The following is a 25,482-nucleotide window of genomic DNA, read 5'->3' on the forward strand; positions in this document are numbered from 1 at the left end:
GCTGTATACGCACAACAACGGTGCGCTGCCGTCCGTCCGCATGCGCGAAAAGCGTGCACCCCTGGCATCGAGATTGACTATAGACACTGCGTGATACACTGCCCGCCATTGTTTCCAGGACCTTTCCCATGCTCGCGCCCAAAGACTTCCTCGACGCCCTGACAGGCACTGCCTCCCGCCTTTTCAGCGGCGACACCCCGCTGCCGAAAAGCGAAATCGAAAGCCAGTTCAAGGCGTTGTTGCAGAGCGGCTTCAGCAAGCTGGACCTGGTGAGCCGGGAAGAGTTTGATAGTCAGATGGTCGTGCTCGCACGCACCCGTGCGCGGCTGGAAAGCCTTGAGGCGAAAGTCGCCGAGATGGAAGCGAAGCTGACCCCGCCGACCGAATAAACACCGCAATCCCTGTGGGAGCGGGCTCGCCCGCGATGGCCTCACCACAATTTTAATGACACCAAACTGCTTCCCTGTAGGAGCTGCCGCAGGCTGCGATCTTTTGATCTTAAAGCCTGCAAACATCCCGGCAACGTCCTACAAAATTCTCATCCGCCGTCCGATTGCGCCGCACAGCTCCGGTTCCTAAGCTCACCCACTGCTGAATGTTCAGCACTGGGTTTGGCGACCTGGAAGTTTAAGGAGCGCGACGACCATCGACTCGAGTCATGGCGGTTGTGCGTGGGAGACCTTCGGGTCTGCCGGGTTCCTTTTGCTCCGGCTCGCCAACCCGCGCACAACTGCCACCCAATTGTTTGGCGACAATTACTGGCAGCCCTTTAGGCAAAAGGAGCTGTATCAATGAATTGCAATGACGATTATCTAACCCCGCACGTCTTCACCCGCCACAAACTCCACCTCCACGCCCTTCTACTCGAAAACCAACCCTGGTTCAGCGCCCGCGACCTCGGCCGCCTCATACGTCTACACATCGATGAGCGCACTATTCGAAAACTCGACTCCGACCAACACCAAACCGCCCGAATGCTCCTCCACGGCAGCCTCGAAAAAACCCTGCTGATCAGCGAATCCGGCGTCTACGCACTGCTCGTCTACCACTACTGCCCCGAATACCGAAGCCTGCGCGAATGGCTCACCCACGACGTGGTGCCAGCACTCCGAGACGCAAAGCAACCGACCGCAACAGAACGCCCGCAACTAAGCCTGCTCAATTGGCCGGGAATGTCATTGAGCCTGCTGCACTGGAACAACCAACCGTGGATTCGATTACAAGACGTGCCGCTAGTACTGCCTGATCGCACGGCACCAAGACCGGCAATCCTTACGCCGTGGTGGAAGCGAGCTTCGCAGGCGCTGCAATCGTTTTGACATTCACTTTCAACGACTACGTTTGCCCCTTAACAGACGTAGTCCTTTTCCATAACCAAACCCAAGTTCACCCGCCACGCTTCTGGCGCCCTTCATTGATCTCGGCACGGTCCTACATTAGCCAACTCCTGCAACTGATTACGTGACCATACCTGCGTCCGCTACCTTTTTTGGCTCGACCTTAGTAGTACAAACGCGATGAGAAGAAAGGGAAAAGGCACAGAACTCCGCAATCAGATATTCAAGTCTGATGCTCGGTTGCGTTGAGATCGAGGTGCAAGAACCCGACCCGGGTGCCATCTCCTATTATCAAAAACTTGGATTCATTTTTGACAAGACCAACCGCCTTGTCATTTCTATAGACGACCAATAAGATCAATCTACTCATCCAGGCATGCGAGATGTCTATGAAACGTAAAAAGCAAAAAGCGAAGCCGCTAATGATTGCTGACTATCATGCCGAGGCGCTCCGTTTGGCCGGGAGCGTTTCTACCAGCCAACATCGCTTTTTCAAAGTGGCAGCAATGTATGGCAAAGAGCTTGAACCTGATGGCTTGCTTGCAGGTGCACGAGGCTGACCGTGATCCCCGAATAAACCGCCAAGTGGCGGTTTTTTTTCGCATCCACATTAGCTCACCGACACTCGCAACATCCTGCGAAAGTTTGACGCCTGCGCCAACAGGCTAAACCACCTACTCACGACTACCCTTGAAAAGCCGCAGGAAGCGGTCCTCTTTCAGCTCAAGGAACGACCATGTCCCTCTCCATCGTCCACAGCCGTGCCCAGGTTGGCGTGGAAGCACCTGCCGTGACCGTCGAAGTCCACCTCGCCAACGGCTTGCCATCACTGACAATGGTCGGCTTGCCTGAAGCTGCGGTGAAGGAAAGCAAGGACCGTGTACGCAGTGCGATCATCAATTCGGGGCTGCAATTTCCGGCGCGGCGCATCACGCTGAATCTCGCACCGGCAGATCTGCCCAAAGATGGCGGACGGTTTGATCTGGCGATTGCCTTGGGGATTCTGTCGGCCAGTGTCCAGGTGCCGGCGCTCACACTGGATGACATCGAGTGTCTGGGAGAGTTGGCGCTGTCGGGGGCAGTAAGGGCCGTGCGAGGCGTGCTACCGGCAGCACTGGCGGCGCGCAAGGCCGGGCGTTCGTTGATGGTGCCGCGGGCAAATGCAGAGGAGGCTTGTCTGGCGTCAGGGTTGAAGGTCATCGCAGTGGATCACCTGCTGGAAGCCGTTTCGCATTTCAATGGGCACCTGCCCATTGCGCCTTACGTTTCAGATGGCTTGATGCATGCCAGCAGGCCCTACCCGGATTTAAACGAGGTGCAGGGCCAAATGGCGGCCAAGCGTGCCTTGCTGATTGCCGCGGCGGGTGCGCATAACCTGTTATTCAGCGGACCTCCGGGGACGGGGAAGACGTTGCTCGCGAGCCGCCTGCCAGGCTTGCTGCCACCGCTGGCCGAGAGCGAAGCACTGGAAGTCGCGGCCATCAAGTCGGTGGTCAGTTGCGTCCCCTTGAGTCACTGGCCACAGCGCCCGTTCCGGCAGCCCCATCACTCGGCTTCCGGCCCTGCATTGGTCGGCGGCGGCTCGAAACCGCAACCCGGCGAAATCACCCTCGCCCATCACGGCGTACTGTTTCTGGACGAGCTTCCCGAGTTTGATCGCAAAGTATTGGAAGTGCTGAGGGAGCCGCTGGAGTCGGGACATATCGTGATCTCCCGGGCCAAAGACCGGGTGCGGTTTCCGGCTCGCTTCCAGTTGGTGGCGGCGATGAATCCTTGCCCCTGTGGATATCTTGGTGAGCCCACGGGCCGCTGCTCCTGCACGCCGGACATGATTCAGCGCTATCGCAACAAATTGTCCGGCCCGCTGCTGGATCGAATCGACCTGCACCTGACCGTCGCTCGAGAAGCCACTGCGCTAAATCCCGCGCCCAAACCGGGCGATGACACCGCAACGGCGGCCGCTCTGGTTGCCGAAGCTCGGGAGCGACAGCACAAGCGTCAGGGTTGCGCGAACGCGTTCCTCGATCTGCCGGGTTTGCGTGCTCACTGCACGTTATCCACAGCGGATGAAAGCTGGCTGGAGTCTGCCTGTGAGCGGTTGACGCTGTCGCTGCGCTCGGCTCATCGGCTGCTGAAGGTAGCGCGCACGTTGGCGGACCTTGAGCAGGTCGATGAGATTACTCGGGGGCATTTGGCGGAGGCGTTGCAGTATCGGCCGGCGACTCAGTAAATGCCGAAACCGAGTCGTCCCCATCGCGAGCAGGCTCACTCCCACAGGGTTTTTGTTGTTTACAAGATTTGCGAACGGCGCACACCCTGTGGGAGTGAGCCTGTTCGCGATGGCGATCTCAGAGGCGACTCACCGAAACCGGTCAACCTCGGAACGCAATTCTGCTGCCAGGCTCTCCAGTTCTTTGGCCGTCACCGCCAGGTTCGACACCACTTCGCGCTGCTCACTGTTCGCCAAGGCAATGCTTTGCAGGTTGCTACTCAGCAACGTTGCCGTGCTGCTCTGCTCCTGGGTCGCCGTGGTGATGGCAGCAAACTGCTGACCCGCCGAGCGGCTCTGCTCATCGATCCGCGCCAGCGCCGTGGCGACATTGGCGTTACGTGACAAGCCTTCCTGCATCAGCACATTGCCCTGTTCCATGGTGCTGATGGCGTTGCCCGTCTCTTGCTGGATGCTTTGGATCATCACCGAAATTTCATCCGTGGCCTGACGCGTACGCGAAGCCAGATTGCGAACTTCATCCGCCACCACTGCGAATCCACGGCCCTGCTCACCGGCACGGGCAGCTTCGATCGCCGCGTTCAGCGCCAGCAGGTTGGTCTGTTCGGCGATCGAAGTAATTACCCCGACGATGCCGCCGATTTCCTGTGAACGCAGACCCAAGGTGTTTATAACGGTCGCGGTACTGTTCAGTGCGCCAGCGATTTGTTCCAGAGACGAGGACGCTTCCTCCATCGATGTACGACCTATCCGCGTTTGTTGTGCGTTCTCTTGAGCCAGGCGCTCGGTGCTGCCCATGTTGTCGGCAATGTTCAGGGACGTCGCACTGAACTCCTCCACCGCGCCGGCCATGCTGGTGATTTCGCCCGACTGCTGCTCCATTCCTTCGTACGCGCCGCCAGATAACCCGGACAACGCCTGCGCGCGCCTGTTGACCTCTTCCGAGGCTTTGCGGATGTGTTCCACCATGGTCGACAGTGCCTGACTCATCTGGTTGAAGGCCCTGGCCAACTGACCGATTTCGTCGTGGCTCGACACGTTCAGGCGCACGCTCAAATCCCCGGCGCCCAAGGCTTCGGCCTGACGCACCAGATCGCCCAGCGGCGCGAGCTTGCTACGCAACAGCCAGACCGCCGAACCCACCGCAATCAACATGGCCAGCAGGCTGCCGATTGCCAATCGAATACCGACGCTCCAGGTCACCGCGTTGATTTCAGCTTTCGGCATGCTCGCGACCACCGACCAGGGGCCGCCCTCAAACGGCACCGCCACGCTGTAGAACGCTTCGGACTTGTCGCTCCAGAAATCGCCCGTTCCCGGTGTCTTGGACAGTGCAAGGATGGCCGGAACGGCCTGATCCAGCGCTTGCACGCCAGCGATCGGCACCAGCCACTTGCCCTGCTCATCCAGCAACGCCAACGAGCCGGTTTGACCAATACGGAAACGCTTGAGGTTGGCAAATTGCGCATTCTGCGCATCGGTGTAATCGAATCCTACAAACAGCACGGCGATGACCTTGCCGCCACTGTCACGTACGGGGGTGTACTGCGTCATGTAGGACCGTTCGAAGAGCAAGGCACGACCGACGTAGCTCTGCCCCGCCATCAGGCGTGCATAAGCCGGATGCGCGTGATCGAGCAGCGTACCGATGGCCCGCGTGCCGTCCTGTTTGCTCAGGGACGTACTGACGCGGATAAAGTCATCGCCGTTGCGCACGAACAACGTGGCGACGCCGGCAGTCATTTGCTTGAACTCGTCCACTTCGCTGAAGTTGTTGTTCAGCACTTCGCTGCCCAGGTGCAGGCCGGGAGTCTGTACGCCGGCCACTGTCACCGGCTCATCAGGATGCAGGCTAAGGCCGACGCTGAAACGCTTTTCGAACAATCCGCTGAGGCGCTGGGTGCTTTCGCGCAACGTACCGTGGAAGGTGCTCAACTGATCGGCCAGCAGCCGGGCTTCACTGGCCAGATGTTCTTCGCGGGTGGCGAGGTTGGCTGTATCCAGCGAGCGCAACGCGAACAGCGTACTGCCGCTGATGACCACCGCCAGTATCACGGCCAGCGCTAGCCCCAGTTGTGAGGCGATCCGGGCACGAGGTTGAGACATGACTGCTCCTGGCCGAGTGACCGGATCATCCTGATCGCGACGCACACTCAGCAAAATTTCTAATAATGGGAATTCGGTCGAACCTGCACGAAGGTTCCACCTGCAGACTTTCGGCGGCAAAGCTGAATACTTGAGTGATTCACCGGGAGATAGGTCAAAGCCGTCATTGCGACGGCTCTATCGATTCAGCTCAAATGCTCGACATCGGGCAACTCCATTGCCCGAACTTCGCCTTGCAGGAAAACACTGAGTCGGCGCATTCGTTCGCCGCCGGGGCGGGTTTTCGGCCAGACCAGGTAATATTTCTCACCGCTGGCGACAGCCGTCGGCCACGGCAAACTCAGGCGCCCTTGCGCCACATCCTCGGCCACCATCAGCAGATCGCCCATCGACACACCGTACCCGCGCGCAGCGGCGATCATGCCCAGCTCCAGCGTATCGAACACCTGCCCACCCTTGAGCGACACCTGATCGGCCATATCCATGCGTTCCAGCCAGTTGCGCCAGTCGCGACGATCCGGGGTCGGGTGCAGCAATTCAGTGTTGGCCAGGCGCGTGACATCCCAGGGTTGATCGTTCAAAAGGTTCGGCGCGCCGACCGGGATCAACTCTTCCGGAAACAGGTAGCTCGCTTCCCAGTCAGGCGGGAAATGCCCGTTGCTCAGCAATACGGCGCAGTCGAAGGGCTCGTCGTTGAAATCCACCGAGTCGACGTCCATCCAGGCGCTGGTCAGCTGCACTTCATTGCCCGGTTGCAGGTGACGGAAGCGACTCAGTCGTGCCAACAGCCAGCGCATCGTCAAGGTCGAGGGGGCCTTCATGCGCAAGACGTCGTCTTCCGCGCGCAAGGTATTGCACGCCCGTTCAAGCGCAGTGAAGCCTTCGCGAATCCCCGGCAATAGCAAACGGGCTGATTCGGTCAACTGCAGGTTTCGGCCACTGCGGTGAAACAGTCGACAGGCAAAATGCTCTTCGAGCGTACGAATGTGCCGACTGACAGCGCTCTGCGTGATCGACAGCTCTTCTGCGGCTCGGGTGAACGAACTGTGGCGCGCTGCTGCTTCGAATGCGCGAAGGGCATACAAGGGAGGAAGACGACGGGACATCGGGAACGCTCCTGCAACTGCGCAACATGAACCAGACGCAAACTATTCTGCATGAGTTTAAATCATGCGACCCATCCTTTTTATCCCTTTGTGCAATCCCCTGAGAGCGCCGAGAATCGACGGTCTACTGTTCTCCTTGAAAATTGAGCGTGATGATCATGAAGCATCCAGCACGTGTTGAACTCTGGGCCATTCTGCGGCTGGCGGGGCCGTTGATTGCCTCACAGTTGGCGCACATGCTGATGGTTCTTACCGATACGTTGATGATGGCCCGCCTCAGCCCCGAGGCGCTGGCCGGCGGCGGTCTGGGGGCGGCGGCCTATTCCTTCGTGGCATTTTTCTGCATCGGTGTAATTGCTGCGGTCGGCACCCTGGTGTCTATCCGCAAAGGTGCAGGCGATACCGTTGGGGCGGCGCGACTGACCCAGGCGGGGTTGTGGCTGGCGTGGTTGATGGCGCTGGTGGCGGGCTTGCTGTTGTGGAACCTCAAGCCGGTGTTGTTGCTGTTCGGTCAGACCGAAACCAACGTCCAGATGGCCGGGCAGTTTCTGTTGATCCTGCCGTTCGCCCTGCCCGGCTATCTGAGCTTCATGGCCCTGCGCGGTTTCACCAGTGCGATCGGCCGGGCGACGCCCGTCATGGTCATCAGCCTCGCCGGTACGGTCGCTAACTTTCTGCTCAACTATGCGTTGATCACCGGCATGTTTGGCTTGCCGAAATTGGGCCTGGTCGGGATCGGACTGGTCACGGCCATTGTCGCCAACCTCATGGCAGTGGCACTCGCGCTGCACATTCGCCGGCATCCCGCGTACGACGCTTATCCGCTGCGCGCGGGCCTGTCACGGCCTAATCGTCAGTACCTCAAAGAGCTGTGGCGCCTGGGCCTGCCCATTGGCGGTACCTATGCGGTGGAAGTCGGGCTGTTTGCCTTTGCCGCGCTGTGCATGGGTACGATGGGCAGTACGCAATTGGGCGCGCATCAGATCGCGCTGCAAATCGTTTCGGTGGCGTTCATGATTCCGGCGGGACTCTCCTATGCGATCACCATGCGCATCGGCCAGCATTACGGCGCAGGGCAACTGCTGGATGCGCGGTTGGCAGGCAGGGTCGGCCTGGCCTTCGGAGCGATAGCGATGCTGGGTTTCGCGATGGTGTTCTGGCTGCTGCCAAATCAGTTGATTGGTTTGTTTCTGGACCACAACGACCCGGCGTTTCGCCCGGTCATTGAGCTAGCCGTGAGTCTGCTGGCGGTGGCGGCGTGGTTCGAGCTGTTCGACGGTACGCAAACCATTGCCATGGGCTGCATCCGTGGGCTCAAGGACGCCAAGACCACATTCCTTGTCGGACTGGGTTGCTATTGGCTGATCGGTGCACCGGCCGCCTGGTGGATGGCCTTCCATTTGGACTGGGGGCCGACGGGAGTCTGGTGGGGTTTGGCGCTGGGCCTGGCTTGCGCGGCGGTGGGTCTGACGCTGGCGTTTGAATGGAAGATGAAGCGGATGATCCGGCGGGAGCCGTCTTCGGCGGAAAGTTTCCAGATCGCCCAGCCTGACTGAAGTTTCCTGTAGGAGCGAGCCTGCTCGCGATGAGGTCGTATCAGTTAACATCAATGCCACTGATACATCGCTATCGCGAGCAGGCTCGCCCCCACAGTTGTTTATCGGCTAACTCACGACTTCCAATGCAGGCTGCTGGCTCGAACCAAACGTCAAATACTCAACCAGTTCCGCCAACGGCAGCGGCTTGCTGATGAGGTATCCCTGCACCTGATCGCAACCAAACCCGCGCAACAGATCCAGCTGTGCCACGGTTTCAACCCCTTCGGCAACCACTTCCAGGTTGAGGTTGTGCGCGAGGTTGATCATCGCGTGGACCAGTTTGCGATTTTCCTCACGCTCTTCCATACCGCCGACAAAACTTTTGTCGACCTTCAGCAAGGCAATCGGCAGGCTGTTGAGGTGCACGAACGACGAAAACCCGGTCCCGAAATCATCCAGTGAGAAGCGCACACCCAGGCGTCCGAGGGCATCCATGGTCTGCTTCACCAGATCGCTGCGGCGCATGACTGCCGTTTCGGTCAACTCGAACTCCAGCCACTGCGCCTCGACGCCGCGCTCGACGATCAAGCGACTCAATGTCGGCAGTAGCTGGCTGTCCTGAAACTGCCGGAATGACAGGTTGATCGCCATGTGCAACGCCGGCAGACCGCGCTCGCGCAGCGCCTGCATGTCACGCAACGCACGGGAAATAACCCAGTAACCCAGCGGCACGATCAAACCGCTTTGTTCGGCCAGCGGGACAAATTCGCTCGGAGGCAGCAAACCACGCTCGGCATGCCGCCAGCGCACCAAGGCTTCGAGGCCGACAATCTGCCCGTCCGCAAGATTCAGCCTGGGTTGGTAATGCAGCTCCAGTTCATCCCGACGCAACGCCCGGCGCAGCTCGCTTTCGAGGTCGGCCATGCTGCGGGCATTGCGGTTGATGCGTTCGTTGAAGATGTGGAAGGTGCAGCCCTGCGTGCTCTTGGCCTGCTGCATCGCGATGTGGGCATGCCACATCAGCGGATCGGCGCCGGCCTGGGCTCGGGCGTGGGCAATGCCCAGGCTGGAACCGATCAACAGGCTTTCGCCGTCAACCCAATAAGGTTCGGCCAGGGCTTCGGTAATTCGCTCGGCCATCCATTCCGCGCGTTGAGGGGCGCGACGGGTGTCGATCAGCAAGGCAAATTCATCGCTGCCCAGCCGCGCCAGCTGATCGCCGGCCTCAAGCTGGCTTTTCAACCGCGCGACGACTTGCAGGATCAACCGGTCGCCAGCCTGATGGCCAAGGGCGTCGTTGGCATGGCGGAAGTTATCGAGGTCCAGGTGACCAAGCGCCAGGCCTCGGCCGTCGTTTTCCACCAAGCGCGCCGCCAGCAATGTCTGGAACCCCTGACGGTTGGCGATGCCGGTCAACGGGTCTTGCTCGGCCAGGCGCTGCAGGGTGTTTTCCAGCAGTCCGCGTTCGCGCACGTGGCGCAGGCAGCGACGCAACATGCCCGAATCCAGTACGTCACGCACCAACCAGTCGCTAACACCATCGGGTGGCGAAACGGGTTCGTGTTCGAGCAGCAATACAGTCGGCAGAGTGCATTGGCCTGGCAGCGGCGCCAGTGCAGGAATCGTCAACAACACCGCATTGCGGTTGTCATCGAACAGACTGCTGACCGACTCCCAGCTCGGCGCGCTGATCAGCACGGCCGAGCTCCCCATCGGAGCCAGACACTCGCGCAACAACGCTGCCCACGCTGGCTCTTCGGCCAGTAGCAGCAAACGCAAGGGTTCGACAGGCGTAGACAAGCTAGCTCCCTAGACTCTGCAAAGAGGTGGCGACCGGCATTATGCCGCGCCGATAACCAATGACCAAATGACATCAGTTATCAAACGAGGCTTTTGTATCAGGAATTACGAACATTAGACGCAAATTAATCATGCATCCTGCGTGAAAGTATCAAAACCGGCAAATACAGATCGCGTGTTACGTCACAAGTCGGAGAGAGCAGCACAATTCGCTGAGCCTGTTAAAATGCCGGCCCATTTCGCAAACGACTCCCTGATTCCGTATGTCCCGACTCAATCCCCGGCAGCAAGAAGCCGTGAGCTACGTCGGCGGCCCTCTTTTGGTGCTCGCCGGCGCAGGCTCCGGCAAGACGAGTGTGATCACGCGCAAAATCGCGCATTTGATCCAGAACTGCGGCATTCGCGCCCAGTACATCGTCGCCATGACCTTTACCAACAAGGCCGCGCGCGAGATGAAGGAACGGGTCGGCACCCTGCTCAAGGGCGGCGAAGGCCGCGGCCTGACGGTGTGTACCTTCCACAACCTGGGCTTGAACATCATCCGCAAGGAACACGTTCGCCTGGGCTACAAGCCGGGTTTTTCGATCTTTGACGAGACCGACGTCAAAGCCTTGATGACCGACATCATGCAGAAGGAATACTCGGGCGACGACGGCGTCGACGAGATCAAGAACATGATCGGCTCCTGGAAAAACGACCTGATCCTGCCGCCCGAAGCTCTGGAAAACGCGCGCAATCCCAAGGAGCAGACCGCCGCCATCGTCTATACCCACTATCAGCGCACGCTCAAGGCGTTCAACGCGGTGGACTTCGACGATCTGATCCTGCTGCCGGTAAAGCTGTTCCAGGAACACGCCGACATTCTCGAAAAGTGGCAGAACAAGGTCCGCTACCTGCTGGTGGACGAATACCAGGACACCAACGCCAGCCAGTATTTGCTGGTGAAACTGCTGATCGGCACGCGCAACCAGTTCACCGTGGTGGGCGACGATGACCAGTCGATTTATGCCTGGCGTGGCGCGCGCCCGGAAAACCTGATGCTGCTCAAGGACGATTACCCGTCCCTGAAAGTGGTAATGCTGGAGCAGAACTATCGCTCCACCAGCCGCATCCTGCGTTGCGCGAACGTGCTGATCTCCAATAACCCGCACGAATTCGAAAAGCAGCTGTGGAGCGAGATGGGTCACGGCGATGAAATCCGCGTGATCCGTTGCCGCAACGAAGACGCCGAAGCCGAGCGTGTGGCCGTTGAGCTGTTGACCCTGCACTTGCGCACCGACCGGCCGTACAGCGACTTTGCGATCCTGTACCGCGGTAACTACCAGGCCAAGTTGATCGAACTGAAGCTGCAGCACCACCAGATTCCCTATCGTCTGTCTGGCGGCAACAGCTTCTTCGGACGTCAGGAAGTGAAAGACCTGATGGCCTACTTCCGCCTGATCGTGAACCCGGACGACGACAACGCCTTCTTGCGGGTGATCAACGTCCCGCGCCGGGAAATCGGTTCGACCACGCTGGAGAAGCTGGGTAACTACGCCACCGAGCGAAAGATCTCGATGTACGCCGCCACCGATGAAATCGGCCTGGGCGAGCATCTGGACACCCGTTTCACCGATCGCCTGTCGCGATTCAAACGCTTCATGGACAAAGTCCGCGAGCAGTGTGCGGGCGAAGACCCGATCTCCGCGCTGCGCAGCATGGTCATGGACATCGACTACGAGAACTGGCTGCGCACCAACAGTTCCAGCGACAAGGCCGCCGATTACCGCATGGGTAACGTCTGGTTCCTGATCGAGGCGTTGAAAAACACCCTCGAGAAGGACGAGGAAGGCGAAATGACCGTCGAGGATGCCATCGGCAAACTGGTGCTGCGCGACATGCTGGAACGGCAGCAGGAAGAGGAAGACGGTGCCGAAGGTGTGCAGATGATGACCTTGCACGCCTCCAAGGGCCTTGAATTTCCCTACGTGTTCATCATGGGCATGGAGGAGGAAATCCTTCCGCACCGCTCCAGCATCGAAGCCGACACCATCGAAGAAGAACGCCGCCTGGCCTACGTCGGCATTACCCGCGCGCGTCAGACTTTGGCCTTCACCTTCGCAGCCAAGCGTAAGCAGTACGGCGAGATCATCGATTGCGCACCGAGCCGCTTCCTCGATGAACTGCCGCCGGACGACCTGGCCTGGGAAGGCAACGACGACACGCCCGTTGAAGTCAAAGCCGTTCGCGGTAATACCGCACTGGCGGATATACGCGCGATGTTAAAGCGCTAGAATTGAGCACTTTTTAACCAAACACTTTTTACAAGCTAGGCGCATACCGCGTCAGTAGAGGAAAGCTTCATGGAAGCACTGCACAAGAAAATTCGCGAAGAAGGCATCGTGCTTTCCGATCAGGTTCTGAAGGTCGACGCCTTTTTGAACCACCAGATCGACCCGGCCCTGATGAAGCTGATTGGCGACGAGTTCGCCACGCTGTTCAAGGACTCGGGCATCACCAAGATCGTGACCATCGAGGCCTCGGGCATTGCTCCGGCCATCATGACGGGCCTGAACCTTGGCGTGCCGGTGATCTTTGCGCGCAAGCATCAGTCCCTGACCCTGACCGAAAACCTGCTGTCGGCGACCGTGTACTCGTTCACCAAGCAGACCGAAAGCACGGTAGCGATCTCGCCGCGTCACCTGACCAGCAGCGACCGCGTACTGATCATCGATGACTTTTTGGCCAACGGTAAGGCGTCCCAGGCGCTGATCTCGATCATCAAACAGGCCGGCGCGACCGTGGCCGGTTTGGGGATCGTGATCGAGAAGTCGTTCCAGGGTGGCCGTGCCGAGCTGGATGCGCAGGGTTACCGCGTTGAATCCCTGGCCCGGGTGCTGTCGTTGAAAGATGGCGTTGTTACGTTTATCGAGTAATCCGCCACTGCGCGTTACCCCTGTGGGAGCCAGCCTGCTGGCGATGGCATCGTGTCAGTCACACTCTTCATGACTGACAGACAGCCATCGCCAGCAGGCTGGCTCCCACAGTTGGTTTTGCGATGGGCGTTATTGCGCGGTGGCTTTAAGGCCGGTGAGCAATAGCCGCTGAAACAGATCCTCTTTCAACCCCTCCGGACTCGTCAGCTGCATCCGCTCCAGATGCGCGGGAAATTCCGACGCTGGCGGAGCATCCAGCGCAGCCTTGCCCAGTTCCAGTATCTCCGTGAGCTTGAACTTGCTCTTCAACCAGTTCAGCGCCCGCAACACATCCCGTTCCTGCGCGGTGAAATCACACCCCAGCGGATATTCGGGAAACAGCTGCGGATGCCGTGCCTGAATGTCCTGCAAACGCTGCGCAGTGTTGTCGGTGAATCGCGGATCCATGCGGAAATCCTTGGGCAATTTCCCGACCTTCTGCGCCTGCTCGATCAAGTCCGCCTGAAAGCGAGAATCGCAGATGTTCAGCAGCGACTCGATGACCGCCGCATCCGTTTTGCCGCGCAGATCAGCGATGCCGTACTCGGTGACCACGATGTCGCGCAGGTGCCGTGGGATGGTGCAATGGCCATATTCCCAAACAATGTTTGAGCTGACCTCCCCGCCCGCCTCTCGCCAGCTGCGCAAGATCAGCACCGAACGCGCCCCTTCCAGCGCATGGCCCTGGGCGACGAAGTTGTATTGCCCGCCCACCCCGCTGAGCACCCGCCCGTCTTCCAGCTGATCGGCTACACCGGCGCCCATCAGGGTCATGGTGAACACCGTGTTGATGAAACGCGCGTCCAGGCGCTGCAAGCGCTTGAGTTCTTCCTGGCCGTAGAGTTCGTTGATGTAGCTGATGCGGGTCATGTTGAATTCGAGCCGTTTGCTTTGCGGCAATTCACGCAAACGCTCGTAGAAGCTGCGCGGCCCGAGGAAAAATCCGCCATGCACCGAGATGCCGTCACTCTGTGCGGCCACATCCAGGGTGCCGGCATTCGCCTGTTGCTGCGTCGGTACGTCGGGATACACCTTGCGCCGCACGATCCCGGCGTCGGCCAATACCAGCAAGCCGTTCACGAACATTTCACTGCAACCGTACAGCCCTTTGGCGAATGGCTCGACGCCCCCTTCGCGGTCGATAAGTTGCGCCCACTGGCTGAGATTGATATCCGCCAGCAGTGCCTTGTAACCGTCGTTATCGGCTTGCCGCGCCAGCAGTGCGGCGGTCAGCGCGTCCCCCATGGAACCGATACCAATCTGCAAGGTACCGCCATCGCGCACCAGCGTGCTGGCATGCAATCCGATGAAGTGATCCTGAAAACCTACGGGCATGTTGGGCGTCGAGAACAGGGTGGTGCTGTCCTTTGCGTCGATCAAAAAGTCGAACGCATCGATGCCGATTTCGGCGTCACCGGGCATGTAGGGCAAGTCGTTGTGCACCTGGCCCACCATCAGGATCGTCTCTCCCGCTTCTCGGCGCTTGGCGATCATCGGAAACAAGTCGAGGGTGATGTCCGGGTTGCAGCTCAGGCTAAGACGGTCGGGGTGTTCGCTGTGGCTGGCCACCAACTGGGCGATCAGGTTCAACCCGGCGGCATTGATGTCGCGCGCTGCGTGGCTGTAATTGCTACTGACATAGTCCTGTTGCGCCGATGCACTGTGAAGCAGGCTGCCGGGTTGCATGAAGAATTGCTGGATATGAATGTTGGGCGGCAAGTTGTCTTTTTGCAGGTCCGGGAGAAATGCCAATTCCGGATAGTCCCCGAAAACCCGTTCGATAAAGGGTTCAAGGAAACGCTTTTGCAAGCCGTCGCCCAAGGAAGGCCGACCCAGGCACAGCGCGGTATAGATCGTCAGCTGGCGCTCAGGCAGTTGCGCGACGCGCCGATACAGCGCGTTCACGAAGTGGTTGGGCTTACCCAACCCCAAAGGCAGGCCCATGTGGATATGTGCCGGCAACCGCGCCAGGACATCATCGACCGCTTGCTCGATAGAACACAGCTGCACCATCTGATCCTCCCTTACATTCCGTGAATTGGGTTGGACCGAGCTTGCCGCGTCTTTGCTGCAATGAACAGTCTCGGAACGTAAATCGCAGGCACAAAAAAACCGCTCGAAAGCGGCTTTTTGCTGAAAAATGAACGCTTATTTCAAGCCGGACATTTTTTCGATGGCGCCTTTGAGATCCGCATCCGAGCAATCGGCACAGGTGCCTTTTGGCGGCATTGCATTGATCCCGGTGATCGCTTTGGCCAGGATACCGTCGAGGCCGCCCTGGTGATCAGCACGTTCTTTCCAGGCCGCAGTGTCACCAATTTTTGGCGCGCCCAGCAGACCGGTGCCGTGGCAAGCATTGCAATGCTTTGCAATGATCGAGTCAGGGGTCTTGGCATCACCGCCGCCGGCAGAAACCGCAACTTCCATACCCTTACATTCTTGACCTGCTACACAGACCTGGCCAACTGGCGCAAGGCGCTTGGCAATATCGTCGGAGGTCGCAGCTTGAGCGCTGACAGCCCATAGGGCCAATACAGTTGCTGGTGCAGCCAGCATTTTCATAATTAGATTCACGCGTTCACCCTCAATGGTGGCTAGTCACGCCTACGGCCACGGTTCGCAGGCGGGCGCAAGTATAACGGTAAGCCCGTCACACTGAAACAACCCCAAAGTCGAAGGGGTCTTGTCGCACGGCGTTAAAACAGTTCGGGCGCCTCGGCGATGCTGGCAGGGCGCCTCTTCTCTTAAAAGTTCGCGGGCGTCGCTGCGCTGATTAGTCGCGCCGGCGCATCGAACGGATTACGGAAACGGTGCGGCTTGGTACTTTCAAAGTAGTAGCTGTCGCCAGCTTCGAGCACAAAAGTTTCAAGCCCGACCACCAGTTCCAGCCGCCCTTCCAGCAAAATTCCGGTTTCCTCGCCCTCATGGGTGAGCATCTCTTCACCGGTATCGGCGCCCGGTGGATAGATTTCATTAAGGAAGGCGATGGCGCGACTCGGGTGAGCCCGGCCGACGAGTTTCATGGTCACTGCACCATCGGAGATATCGATCAGCTCGTTGGCTTTGTAAACGATCTGAGTCGGTTTTTCCTGCAGGATTTCTTCGGAAAAGAACTCGACCATGGACATGGGAATTCCGCCCAGTACTTTCCTCAGCGAACTGATCGAGGGGCTGACGCTGTTCTTCTCGATCATCGAAATGGTGCTGTTAGTGACGCCCGCACGTTTGGCGAGCTCACGCTGGGAAAGGCCTTTGAGCTTTCGGATAGATTGCAGTCGTTCACCGACGTCCAAGCTTGCGCCTCCAGAATTCAGGTTGTTGAAATATTGAGCGTTATCATGGCGACAGCGTTCAGTATTTACAACACTTGGTCCTGAATCCGGTTCCACTACGTCATTCCTGGCAGGCCTGTTGGCGCTTTAAACCGCGGAATAGAGCTTCGGCACTCGGCGCAGGTTGCAGAATATCTGGTAAGGAATAGTGTCGGCGGCTGCGGCCACTTCACTGGCGAGGATGTTTTTCCCCCACAACTCGACAGTCGAACCCAGCCCGGCTTGCGGCACATCGGTCAAATCGATGCACAGCATGTCCATCGAAACCCGGCCGATCAATTGGCTGCGCTGCCCGGCAACCATCACCGGCGTGCCGGTGGGCGCCTGACGTGGATAACCATCGGCATAACCCATGGCAACCACGCCCACACGCATCGGTTTCGGCGTGATGAATTTGGCGCCGTAACCAATCGGTTCGCCAGCGGGAAGCTCACGTACGCAGATCACCTTGGATTCGAGCGTCATGACCGGTTGCAGGCGCGAAGCTACGGTGTTGGCTTCTTCGAACGGCGTCGCTCCGTAGAGCATGATGCCGGGGCGTACCCAATCGCTTGGCACCTGAGGCCAACCCATCACCGCCGGCGAGTTACGCAAGCTGATTTCGGCCGACAACCCTTTGCGCGCGGCTTCAAATACAGCGACCTGATCAGCGCTGCTTTGATCGTGCAACTCATCGGCACGGGCGAAGTGGCTCATCAGGACAATCTTCGCGACTTTGCCACTGGCCAGGAGCCGTTGATACGCCGCCTGATAATCCGCCGGATGCAGGCCGACCCGGTGCATGCCCGAATCAAGCTTGAGCCAGACGGTGATGGGCTTGCCCAGTGCCGCTTTTTCGATGGCTTCAAGCTGCCACAACGAATGCACGACACACCAGAAATCATGCTCGACGATCAACGCCAGCTCATCAGCCTCGAAAAAACCTTCCAGCAGCAACACCGGGGCACGAATACCCGCAGCACGCAGTTCGAGCGCTTCTTCGATACAGGCCACGGCAAACCCGTCCGCCTCGGCCTCCAACGCCTGGGCACAACGCACCGCGCCATGACCGTAGGCATCGGCTTTGATCACGGCAAGGGCCTTGGCCCCGGTGATTTCGCGGGCAATCTGGTAATTATGACGCAGGGCTTGAAGGTCGATCAGGGCACGGGCAGGTCGCATGGCGGCAGACTTCTGGTCGGTCAATGGAATAAAAACCGGCGCTGGCTGACGGCGTGAACCGCCAGTAGCACCGGGAGAGGGATCTTGCTTATGGCAGAGCGGCTACAACCGAGAGCTCAACCAGGATTTGCGGGTTGCACAGCTTCGATTCGACGGTGGCACGGGCCGGAGCGACGCCTTTTGGCAGCCACGTGTCCCACACCGCATTCATGCCCTGGAAGTGCGCATCAATGTCTTTCAGGTAAATCGTCACCGACAGCAGGTGGCCCTTGTCGGTCCCGGCCAGATCCAGCAGACGCTCGATGTTGGCGAGTATTTCACGGGTTTGCTGTTCAATCCCGGCGTTTAAATCGTCGCCGACCTGCCCCGACAGATACACGGTGCCGTTATGAGCGACGATCTGACTCATGCGCTCATTGGTGAGCTGGCGCTGGATTGCCATGTTTTGCGGACTCCTGAATTTTTTTGCCGTAACGGGAAATATCGAGGCCTTCGGCGCTGATCTGCGGCGTTTTCTTTGCCATCAGGTCGGCCAACAAGCGACCGGAACCACACGCCATGGTCCAGCCAAGCGTGCCGTGACCGGTGTTCAAGAACAGATTGCTGAACGGGGTGGCACCCACGATTGGCGTACCGTCCGGCGTGGTTGGACGCAGGCCGGTCCAGAAGCTCGCCTGGGCCAGATCACCGCCCTGAGGATAGAGGTCGTTGACGATCATCTCCAGGGTTTCGCGTCGACGCGGGTTCAGCGACAGGTCAAAACCGGCTATTTCAGCCATACCGCCCACGCGGATGCGGTTGTCGAAACGGGTGATCGCGACCTTGTAGGTCTCGTCGAGAATGGTCGAGGTCGGGGCCATCGCCGGGTTGGTGATCGGCACAGTCAGGGAGTAACCCTTGAGCGGATACACCGGGGCTTTGATGCCCAGCGGCTTGAGCAGTTGTGGCGAGTAGCTGCCGAGGGCCAGCACGTAGCGGTCAGCAGTTTCCAGCTTGCCGTCGATCCATACGCCGTTGATGCGATCACCGGCGTAGTCGAGCTTCTGGATGTCCTGGCCAAAGCGGAATTCCACACCCAATTTCACGGCCATCTCAGCCAGGCGGGTGGTGAAGATCTGGCAGTCGCCGGTCTGGTCATTCGGCAGGCGCAGTGCACCGGCAAGGATGTCGGTGACGCTGGCCAGGGCCGGTTCGACCCGAGCAATACCGGCGCGATCGAGCAATTCGAACGGCACGCCGGACTCTTTCAACACGGCGATGTCTTTTGCGGCGCCATCGAGCTGGGCCTGGGTGCGGAACAGTTGGGTCGTACCGAGGCTGCGGCCTTCGTAGGCGATGCCGGTTTCGGCGCGCAATTCGTCGAGGCAGTCACGGCTGTACTCGGACAGGCGAACCATGCGCTCCTTGTTCACCGCGTAACGGCTGGCGGTGCAGTTGCGCAGCATTTGCGCCATCCACAGGTACTGATCGATGTCGGCGGTGGCTTTGATCGCCAGCGGTGCGTGACGCTCCAACAGCCACTTGATGGCCTTGAGCGGAACGCCCGGTGCAGCCCACGGCGAGGCATAACCTGGCGATACCTGCCCGGCGTTGGCGAAACTGGTCTCCATCGCAGCGGCCGGCTGACGGTCCACCACCACCACTTCAAATCCGGCACGGGCCAGATAATAAGCACTGGCTGTACCGATGACGCCGCTACCCAAGACCATAACGCGCATTTTCATATCCCTCATCGCGGTTTACCGCTGACGTTTGTTGTATTCAGCATTGATGTGCGCAGTGTAAAAAAGTTTAGGCAGTGCATTTCACTATATAAGTGCCTATATTTGGCGACAATTCTCGGCAAAAACCCTTTTCACGGAGGCGCATCCCCTATGCGTACCAACACTCAGACCAAACGTGAGCTGGACAAGATAGATCGCAACATCCTGCGGATCCTGCAAGCGGACGGACGCATCTCGTTTACGGAGCTTGGGGAAAAGGTCGGGCTCTCGACCACGCCCTGTACCGAGCGGGTCCGGCGGCTGGAGCGCGAAGGGATCATCATGGGCTACAACGCCCGACTCAATCCGCAACACCTCAAGGGGAGTCTTCTGGTGTTCGTAGAGATCAGCCTCGATTACAAATCCGGCGATACGTTCGAAGAATTCCGGCGTGCGGTGCTGAAGCTGCCCCACGTATTGGAGTGCCACCTGGTGTCAGGAGATTTCGACTATCTGGTGAAGGCGCGAATTTCCGAGATGGCCTCGTACCGCAAATTGCTGGGCGACATCCTGCTCAAACTGCCGCATGTGCGCGAGTCCAAGAGTTATATCGTGATGGAAGAGGTTAAAGAGAGCTTGAGTTTGCCGATTCCGGATTGAGCTCCCACTGTTCGTTCCAACGCTCTGCGTGGGAACGATCAATGCCTAAACCAACACTTGCCGGGTCGACGCCATGTATTCATGAATCTGCTTCTCGACCCGCGGATGAATCAGCTCCACCGGCCCGCGCCCATTGGGGCACGGCAAGGTTTTGGTAGTACCAAACAGTCGGCAAATCAACGGACGCTCGTCATACACCGTGCAGCCATTCGGACCGAGGTGGACACAGTTGAGTTCATCCATCGCGGCATCCTGTTCCGCGCGGGTCTTGCGCGGCAGGCGGGACATTTCTTCCGGCGAAGTAGTCACCGGACCGCAGCAATCATGACAGCCGGGCACGCACTCGAAAGAGGGTATCTGCTGTCGCAGGGTGCGAATTTTCTGACTGTTGCAGCTCATCGAAGCGATGACCGATTGCGAAATAGAGCGCAATTCTGACGCAAAAACCCCGATCCAGACAGCAGCAACCGACCAGTGTTGCCCGTGCTTGAAGGTCCGGCTTATGCTCCGTCAAATTTTCCAAACACAAGAATCAGGAACACGCACATGAATGCCCGTGCCCAGCAACCTGCTCCTGGCCATCAGCACACGGCCTCTTACTACGCCGCCAGCAGCCTGCCGCAGCCTGATCTACCGATGCTCGAAGGCGAAGTGGTCACCGATGTGTGCGTGGTCGGCGGCGGGTTTTCCGGGTTGAACACCGCGCTTGAACTGGCTGATCGGGGCTTCAATGTGGTGCTGCTTGAAGCCCGCAAGATTGGCTGGGGTGCCAGCGGACGCAACGGTGGGCAATTGATTCGCGGCGTCGGCCACGGCCTCGATCAATTTACCAACGTGATCGGCGCGGACGGTGTGCGCCAGATGAAGCTCATGGGGCTGGAAGCCGTGGAAATCGTCCGTCAACGCGTCGAGCGCTTCCAGATTCCGTGTGACCTGACCTGGGGCTATTGCGATCTGGCGAACAAGCCAGGTGATCTGGAAGGTTTCGCTGAAGACGCCGCAGAATTGCGCAGCCTCGGCTATCGCTACGAAACCCGCCTGCTGCAAGCCAATGAAATGCACTCGGTGGTAGGGTCGGACCGCTACGTCGGCGGCCTGATCGACATGGGCTCCGGGCATTTGCATCCACTCAATCTGGCGCTTGGCGAAGCGGCGGCCGCCCAGCAACTCGGAGTGAAGCTGTTCGAGCAATCAACGGTGACGCGCATCGACTACGGCCCAGAGGTGAAGGTTCATACCGCCCACGGGTCGGTACGCGCCAAAACGCTGGTGCTAGGCTGCAATGCCTACCTCAATGATTTGAATCCCGATCTCAGTGGCAAAGTGCTGCCCGCCGGCAGCTACATCATCGCCACCGAACCCTTGAGCGAAGAACAGGCCCATGCGCTACTGCCGCAAAATATGGCGGTGTGTGATCAACGGGTGGCGCTGGATTACTACCGCCTCTCGGCAGACCGACGCTTGCTGTTTGGCGGCGCCTGCCACTATTCAGGACGCGATCCGAAAGACATCGCCGCGTACATGCGACCGAAGATGCTCGAGGTGTTTCCACAATTGGGCGATGTGAAGATCGATTTTCAGTGGGGCGGCATGATCGGCATCGGCGCCAACCGCCTGCCGCAGATCGGCCGGCTCAAGGAGCAGCCGAATGTGTATTACGCCCAGGCTTACTCGGGGCATGGAGTGAATGCCACGCACTTGGCGGGCAAGTTGTTGGCTGAGGCGATCAGTGGTCAACAGGGTGGTGGGTTCGATCTGTTTGCCAAAGTGCCGCATATCACGTTCCCGGGCGGTAAGCATTTACGCTCACCGTTGTTGGCGCTGGGAATGATGTGGCATCGACTTAAAGAGTTGGTTTGACTGGTTAGCTGCAGACTTACCGGCCTCATCGCGGGCAAGCCCGCTCCCACAGCTTCAGAGCTGTTCACATAATATGTGTACGCCGCAAATTCTTGTGGGAGCGGGCTTGCCCGCGATGGCGATCGGAAGAACAGCACAAAACTCAGATCCGCCAGAAGGGTTTAAGCCCCTCCTCCCGCGCCTGCTCCCGACTCAGTCCGACATCCTTCAACTGCTCCGGCGTCAAGTCCAGCAACGCCTTGCGCGTGTGCAAACGGTGCCAGAACAAGTCCCAGCGACTCAGGCAGGACGGCGCATTGCGCAACATCGCCTCGCGCGTGCCGTTTTTTTGCCCTGCCGCCAGTTCCTGACTGTGTAACGTCAGCCGCACATCGCTCAAGCCGTTCATTTTGATTGCTCCTGTTTACTTGGGTAGCCAGAGCTTTCATGATGCGCGGGAGGCGAAAAGCAATACAGATTCAGCGACCCTGTATTAACTCCATACAGATTTCGCATTTAAGCGTCTGAATCCAATATTTTCGTCTCATCTGTACTGGTTAACCGAATCACCCACACCGAGACTGCGCCATGACCCTTTACGTCAACCTCGCCGAATTGCTCGGCACGCGTATTGAACAGGGCTTCTATCGCCCCGGTGACCGGCTGCCGTCGGTGCGGGCATTGAGTGTCGAGCACGGCGTGAGCTTGAGCACGGTGCAGCAAGCCTATCGGGTGCTGGAAGACAGCGGATTGGCAATGCCGAAACCCAAATCCGGCTACTTCGTTCCAGTCAGTCGTGACCTGCCGGAGCTGCCGGCGATCGGCCGACCCGCTCAGCGCCCGGTGGATATCTCCCAGTGGGACCAGGTGCTGGAGCTCATTCGCGCAGTACCGCGAAAGGATGTGGTGCAACTGGGCCGGGGCATGCCCGATATCACCACCCCGACCATGAAACCCTTGCTGCGCAGCCTCGCCCGAATCAGCCGTCGGCAGGACATGCCCGGCCTGTACTACGACAACATTCACGGCACGCTCGAATTGCGCGAGCAGATTGCACGCTTGATGCTCGACTCCGGTTGCCAGTTAAGTGCCGCCGAGCTGGTGGTGACAACTGGCTGCCACGAAGCCCTGTCCACCAGCATTCGCGCGATTTGCGAGCCGGGTGACATCGTGGCGGTGGATTCGCCGAGCTTTCATGGCGCCATGCAAACCCTCAAGGGTCTGGGCATGAAGGCCCTGGAGATTCCCACGGATCCGCTCACCGGGATCAGCCTCGATGCGCTCGAACTGGCTTTGGAACAATGGCCGATCAAGGTCATACAGCTGACCCCCAACTGCAACAACCCGCTGGGCTACATCATGCCGGAGTCACGCAAACGGGCGTTGTTGACCCTCGCACAGCGTTTCGACGTGGCAATCATCGAGGACGATGTGTATGGCGAACTGGCCTACACCTATCCACGTCCGCGCACGATCAAATCCTTCGACGAAGACGGCCGCGTCCTGCTGTGCAGTTCGTTTTCCAAAACCCTGGCGCCCGGATTGCGCATCGGCTGGGTGGCGCCGGGGCGCTATCTGGAACGCGTGCTGCACATGAAATACATCAGCACCGGTTCAACGGCTCCGCAGCCGCAAATCGCGATAGCAGAATTCCTCAAGGCAGGACACTTCGAGCCGCATTTGCGACGGATGCGCACACAATATCAACGCAATCGCGACTTGATGATTGACTGGGTCACACGCTATTTCCCGGCCGGTACTCGCGCCAGTCGGCCCCAGGGCAGCTTCATGCTCTGGGTCGAATTGCCGGAGGGGTTCGACACCCTGAAACTGAATCGCGCGCTGCACGATGAAGGCGTACAGATTGCCGTCGGAAGCATTTTTTCCGCCTCGGGCAAATACCGCAATTGTTTGCGGATGAACTACGCTGCCAAACCGACGCCCCTGATCGAAGAAGCTGTTCGCAAGGTGGGCGCGGCGGCCATCAAGCTGCTGGCAGAAACTGACGGCAACAACGACTGACCTTTATCCGGAAACCAGCGTCCATATGCCGACCCCAGCCGCCAAACGGAACGACCCTACGTGAGAGCCAGACAGCCTCTGCTCGCTTTTCTGATATTCGCCTTGCTGCTCCTGAGCGGCTGTACCAGCTTCGATGTTCAACGCGAACCAAGCCAGGCGCTGCCCGCAAGCGATTCGTCGTTTGGTCGTTCAATTCAGGCTCAGGCCGCGCCCTACGAAGGGAAGTCGGGCTTTCGTTTGCTCACCAATAGCAGCGAAGCCTTCATGGCCCGCGCCGAGCTGATCCGCAACGCCCAGAGCAGTCTTGATCTGCAGTACTACATCGTCCATGACGGCATCAGCACCCGCATGCTGGTGGAGGAATTGTTGAAGGCGGCCGACCGTGGCGTGCGGGTGAGAATCCTGCTCGACGACACCACCAGCGATGGTCTGGACTGGACTATTGCCACGTTGGCAGCGCATCCACACATCCAGATCCGCCTGTTCAATCCGCTGCACCTGGGGCGTGCAACAGGCGTCACGCGGGCCATGGGCCGGCTGCTCAATCTGTCGCAGCAACACCGACGCATGCACAACAAATTGTGGCTGGCGGACAACAGCGTGGCCATCGTTGGCGGTCGCAATCTGGGTGACGAGTATTTCGACGCCGAGCCCAATCTGAATTTCACCGACATCGACATGCTCAGCGTCGGCCCGGTTGCCGAACAGCTCGGTCACAGCTTCGATCAATACTGGAACAGCGCGCTGAGCAAACCCATCGAGGCATTCCTGTCCAGCAAACCGACGCAGAAAGACCTGCAAGATACCCGGATGCAACTGGAAGCATCGCTGCAAGAAACCCGCAAGCAGAACCATGCGCTGTATCAGCAACTGATGACCTACACCACCCATCCGCGTCTGGATATCTGGCGTCGGGAGCTGATCTGGGCCTGGAACCAGGCATTGTGGGACGCACCGAGCAAGGTCCTGGCCAAGGGAGACCCCGACCCGCATCTGCTGCTGACCACTCAGTTGGCACCCGAGCTCAGGGGTGTGAGCAAAGAGCTGATCATGATTTCGGCTTACTTCGTTCCGGGCCAGCCTGGATTGGTGTACCTGACCGGTCGTGCCGATGCCGGCGTCTCGGTGAGCCTGCTGACCAACTCACTGGAGGCCACTGACGTACCGGCGGTGCATGGCGGTTATGCGCCTTATCGCAAGGCGCTGCTGGAGCACGGCGTGAAGCTGTATGAATTGCGCCGCCAGCCTGGCGAAGGTGGCGGCAGCGGACCGCATATTTTCTACAGCAAATCCTATCGGGGCTCTGACTCCAGCCTGCACAGCAAGGCGATGATTTTCGATCAGCAGAAATCCTTTATCGGCTCGTTCAATTTCGATCCGCGCTCGGTGTTATGGAACACCGAAGTCGGGGTGTTGGTGGACAGCCCCGAGCTCGCCGCACATGTGCGCAGATCAGCACTGGAAGGGATGGCGCCGCCCCTGAGTTATCAGGTGAAACTGGTCGATGATCGCCTCGTCTGGGAGACAGAAGACGATGGCAAGATGCACGTCCTGACCAAGGAACCGGGCAGTATGTGGCGCCGCTTCAACGCCTGGTTCAGTACGGCAGTCGGCCTGGAAAGGATGTTGTGACCGCAGTCCTGTAACAGCCTGCGCTTGGCCGCTATGTGGCGAGGGGATTTATCCCCGTTCGG

The 25,482-nt window shown here is 59.0% G+C and carries 22 protein-coding genes; 11 read left to right on the forward strand and 11 right to left on the reverse strand.

From position 1 onward, the window contains the following. The first annotated feature begins 128 nt into the window (after positions 1–128). From GBC55_RS01810 to GBC55_RS01830, 4 genes are all read left to right on the forward strand, one after another. Positions 129–389: an accessory factor UbiK family protein gene (locus GBC55_RS01810; RefSeq protein WP_162436681.1), complete on the forward strand. Its 261-nt coding sequence runs from the start codon at positions 129–131 to the stop codon at positions 387–389. A 402-nt stretch (positions 390–791) separates the two neighbouring features. Then, entirely contained in the window at positions 792–1,319 is a 528-nt protein-coding gene (locus GBC55_RS01815; RefSeq protein ID WP_162436680.1) for a Bro-N domain-containing protein, read from the forward strand. A gap of 407 nt (positions 1,320–1,726) precedes the next feature. Continuing rightward, a complete protein-coding gene (locus tag GBC55_RS01825; RefSeq protein WP_178114278.1) occupies positions 1,727–1,897 on the forward strand; it encodes a hypothetical protein in 171 nt (56 codons plus the stop codon). 176 nt (positions 1,898–2,073) lie between these two features. Next, the gene (locus GBC55_RS01830; RefSeq protein WP_162436679.1) at positions 2,074–3,567 is read left to right on the forward strand and encodes a YifB family Mg chelatase-like AAA ATPase; all 1,494 of its coding nucleotides are present in this window, start codon (positions 2,074–2,076) and stop codon (positions 3,565–3,567) included. Positions 3,568–3,696: 129 nt separating this feature from the next. On the opposite strand, the gene GBC55_RS01835 is transcribed toward GBC55_RS01830, so the two are convergent. Both GBC55_RS01835 and GBC55_RS01840 read right to left on the reverse strand, forming a co-directional pair. Further along, positions 3,697–5,673, reverse strand: coding sequence for a methyl-accepting chemotaxis protein (locus GBC55_RS01835; protein ID WP_162436678.1), 1,977 nt, complete (start codon positions 5,671–5,673; stop codon positions 3,697–3,699). 185 nt (positions 5,674–5,858) lie between these two features. Continuing rightward, the gene (locus GBC55_RS01840; protein ID WP_162436677.1) at positions 5,859–6,779 is read right to left on the reverse strand and encodes a LysR substrate-binding domain-containing protein; all 921 of its coding nucleotides are present in this window, start codon (positions 6,777–6,779) and stop codon (positions 5,859–5,861) included. A 158-nt stretch (positions 6,780–6,937) separates the two neighbouring features. Between GBC55_RS01840 and GBC55_RS01845 the strand changes: the two genes are divergently transcribed. Further along, positions 6,938–8,335 (forward strand): NorM family multidrug efflux MATE transporter, encoded by a 1,398-nt coding sequence (locus GBC55_RS01845; RefSeq protein WP_162436676.1) that lies wholly within the window; start codon positions 6,938–6,940, stop codon positions 8,333–8,335. Between the two features lie 108 nt (positions 8,336–8,443). Here the strand turns inward: GBC55_RS01845 and GBC55_RS01850 are convergent, their stop codons facing one another. After that, positions 8,444–10,117 carry a bifunctional diguanylate cyclase/phosphodiesterase gene (locus GBC55_RS01850; protein ID WP_162436675.1) on the reverse strand — a complete coding sequence of 558 codons (1,674 nt, stop codon included), beginning with the start codon at positions 10,115–10,117 and terminating at the stop codon, positions 8,444–8,446. Between the two features lie 263 nt (positions 10,118–10,380). Here GBC55_RS01850 and rep point away from each other — a divergent pair, with 263 nt between their 5' ends. Continuing rightward, positions 10,381–12,390: a DNA helicase Rep gene (gene rep, locus GBC55_RS01855; protein WP_123367140.1), complete on the forward strand. Its 2,010-nt coding sequence runs from the start codon at positions 10,381–10,383 to the stop codon at positions 12,388–12,390. Between the two features lie 69 nt (positions 12,391–12,459). Next, entirely contained in the window at positions 12,460–13,032 is a 573-nt protein-coding gene (locus tag GBC55_RS01860) for a xanthine phosphoribosyltransferase (protein WP_150745167.1), read from the forward strand. Between the two features lie 129 nt (positions 13,033–13,161). On the opposite strand, the gene GBC55_RS01865 is transcribed toward GBC55_RS01860, so the two are convergent. The 6 genes from GBC55_RS01865 to dadA form a co-directional block, all read right to left on the reverse strand. Further along, a complete protein-coding gene (locus GBC55_RS01865) occupies positions 13,162–15,084 on the reverse strand; it encodes an acetyl-CoA hydrolase/transferase C-terminal domain-containing protein (RefSeq protein ID WP_162436674.1) in 1,923 nt (640 codons plus the stop codon). 135 nt (positions 15,085–15,219) lie between these two features. Then, positions 15,220–15,633, reverse strand: a complete 414-nt coding sequence (locus GBC55_RS01870; RefSeq protein ID WP_162436673.1) for a c-type cytochrome — start codon at positions 15,631–15,633, stop codon at positions 15,220–15,222. A gap of 182 nt (positions 15,634–15,815) precedes the next feature. Continuing rightward, a complete protein-coding gene (locus GBC55_RS01875) occupies positions 15,816–16,364 on the reverse strand; it encodes a cupin domain-containing protein (protein WP_064680419.1) in 549 nt (182 codons plus the stop codon). Between the two features lie 126 nt (positions 16,365–16,490). Further along, positions 16,491–17,564 (reverse strand): alanine racemase, encoded by a 1,074-nt coding sequence (gene alr / locus GBC55_RS01880; protein WP_162436672.1) that lies wholly within the window; start codon positions 17,562–17,564, stop codon positions 16,491–16,493. A gap of 88 nt (positions 17,565–17,652) precedes the next feature. Further along, on the reverse strand, positions 17,653–18,006 hold the full coding sequence (locus GBC55_RS01885; RefSeq protein ID WP_162436671.1) for a RidA family protein: 354 nt from the start codon (positions 18,004–18,006) through the stop codon (positions 17,653–17,655). Continuing rightward, a complete protein-coding gene (gene dadA, locus GBC55_RS01890) occupies positions 17,978–19,282 on the reverse strand; it encodes a D-amino acid dehydrogenase (RefSeq protein ID WP_162436670.1) in 1,305 nt (434 codons plus the stop codon). Before dadA ends, GBC55_RS01885 begins: the two co-directional genes overlap by 29 nt. A 156-nt stretch (positions 19,283–19,438) precedes the next feature. Here dadA and GBC55_RS01895 point away from each other — a divergent pair, with 156 nt between their 5' ends. After that, the gene (locus tag GBC55_RS01895; protein WP_003177284.1) at positions 19,439–19,927 is read left to right on the forward strand and encodes an Lrp/AsnC ligand binding domain-containing protein; all 489 of its coding nucleotides are present in this window, start codon (positions 19,439–19,441) and stop codon (positions 19,925–19,927) included. A gap of 45 nt (positions 19,928–19,972) precedes the next feature. Here GBC55_RS01895 and GBC55_RS01900 read toward each other — a convergent pair whose 3' ends face one another. Next, positions 19,973–20,326, reverse strand: coding sequence for a YkgJ family cysteine cluster protein (locus GBC55_RS01900; protein WP_007947437.1), 354 nt, complete (start codon positions 20,324–20,326; stop codon positions 19,973–19,975). 147 nt (positions 20,327–20,473) lie between these two features. On the opposite strand from GBC55_RS01900, the gene GBC55_RS01905 reads away from it, so the two are divergent. Further along, entirely contained in the window at positions 20,474–21,787 is a 1,314-nt protein-coding gene (locus tag GBC55_RS01905; protein ID WP_162436669.1) for an FAD-binding oxidoreductase, read from the forward strand. Between the two features lie 142 nt (positions 21,788–21,929). On the opposite strand, the gene GBC55_RS01910 is transcribed toward GBC55_RS01905, so the two are convergent. Then, positions 21,930–22,175: a DUF1127 domain-containing protein gene (locus tag GBC55_RS01910; RefSeq protein WP_162436668.1), complete on the reverse strand. Its 246-nt coding sequence runs from the start codon at positions 22,173–22,175 to the stop codon at positions 21,930–21,932. 179 nt (positions 22,176–22,354) lie between these two features. Here GBC55_RS01910 and GBC55_RS01915 point away from each other — a divergent pair, with 179 nt between their 5' ends. Both GBC55_RS01915 and GBC55_RS01920 read left to right on the forward strand, forming a co-directional pair. Next, positions 22,355–23,788, forward strand: coding sequence for a PLP-dependent aminotransferase family protein (locus GBC55_RS01915; protein WP_162436667.1), 1,434 nt, complete (start codon positions 22,355–22,357; stop codon positions 23,786–23,788). Between the two features lie 60 nt (positions 23,789–23,848). Then, positions 23,849–25,420 carry a phospholipase D family protein gene (locus GBC55_RS01920; RefSeq protein ID WP_162436666.1) on the forward strand — a complete coding sequence of 524 codons (1,572 nt, stop codon included), beginning with the start codon at positions 23,849–23,851 and terminating at the stop codon, positions 25,418–25,420. The last annotated feature ends 62 nt before the right edge of the window (positions 25,421–25,482 follow it).

The organism is Pseudomonas sp. TNT3 (assembly GCF_010095445.2).
Taxonomy (GTDB): domain Bacteria; phylum Pseudomonadota; class Gammaproteobacteria; order Pseudomonadales; family Pseudomonadaceae; genus Aquipseudomonas.

Excerpts from the sequence above, each read along its gene's own strand:
- GBC55_RS01895 (WP_003177284.1), top strand. The coding sequence starts at position 19,439 with ATGCGTACCAACACTCAGACCAAACGTGAGCTGGACAAGATAGATCGC.
- rep (WP_123367140.1), top strand. The coding sequence starts at position 10,381 with ATGTCCCGACTCAATCCCCGGCAGCAAGAAGCCGTGAGCTACGTCGGC.
- alr (WP_162436672.1), bottom strand. The coding sequence starts at position 17,564 with ATGCGACCTGCCCGTGCCCTGATCGACCTTCAAGCCCTGCGTCATAAT.
- GBC55_RS01835 (WP_162436678.1), bottom strand. The coding sequence starts at position 5,673 with ATGTCTCAACCTCGTGCCCGGATCGCCTCACAACTGGGGCTAGCGCTG.
- GBC55_RS01885 (WP_162436671.1), bottom strand. The coding sequence starts at position 18,006 with ATGGCAATCCAGCGCCAGCTCACCAATGAGCGCATGAGTCAGATCGTC.
- GBC55_RS01905 (WP_162436669.1), top strand. The coding sequence starts at position 20,474 with ATGAATGCCCGTGCCCAGCAACCTGCTCCTGGCCATCAGCACACGGCC.
- GBC55_RS01810 (WP_162436681.1), top strand. The coding sequence starts at position 129 with ATGCTCGCGCCCAAAGACTTCCTCGACGCCCTGACAGGCACTGCCTCC.
- GBC55_RS01860 (WP_150745167.1), top strand. The coding sequence starts at position 12,460 with ATGGAAGCACTGCACAAGAAAATTCGCGAAGAAGGCATCGTGCTTTCC.
- GBC55_RS01830 (WP_162436679.1), top strand. The coding sequence starts at position 2,074 with ATGTCCCTCTCCATCGTCCACAGCCGTGCCCAGGTTGGCGTGGAAGCA.
- GBC55_RS01865 (WP_162436674.1), bottom strand. The coding sequence starts at position 15,084 with ATGGTGCAGCTGTGTTCTATCGAGCAAGCGGTCGATGATGTCCTGGCG.
- GBC55_RS01910 (WP_162436668.1), bottom strand. The coding sequence starts at position 22,175 with ATGAACGGCTTGAGCGATGTGCGGCTGACGTTACACAGTCAGGAACTG.
- GBC55_RS01870 (WP_162436673.1), bottom strand. The coding sequence starts at position 15,633 with ATGAAAATGCTGGCTGCACCAGCAACTGTATTGGCCCTATGGGCTGTC.
- GBC55_RS01900 (WP_007947437.1), bottom strand. The coding sequence starts at position 20,326 with ATGAGCTGCAACAGTCAGAAAATTCGCACCCTGCGACAGCAGATACCC.
- GBC55_RS01840 (WP_162436677.1), bottom strand. The coding sequence starts at position 6,779 with ATGTCCCGTCGTCTTCCTCCCTTGTATGCCCTTCGCGCATTCGAAGCA.
- GBC55_RS01915 (WP_162436667.1), top strand. The coding sequence starts at position 22,355 with ATGACCCTTTACGTCAACCTCGCCGAATTGCTCGGCACGCGTATTGAA.
- GBC55_RS01825 (WP_178114278.1), top strand. The coding sequence starts at position 1,727 with ATGAAACGTAAAAAGCAAAAAGCGAAGCCGCTAATGATTGCTGACTAT.
- dadA (WP_162436670.1), bottom strand. The coding sequence starts at position 19,282 with ATGCGCGTTATGGTCTTGGGTAGCGGCGTCATCGGTACAGCCAGTGCT.
- GBC55_RS01845 (WP_162436676.1), top strand. The coding sequence starts at position 6,938 with ATGAAGCATCCAGCACGTGTTGAACTCTGGGCCATTCTGCGGCTGGCG.
- GBC55_RS01815 (WP_162436680.1), top strand. The coding sequence starts at position 792 with ATGAATTGCAATGACGATTATCTAACCCCGCACGTCTTCACCCGCCAC.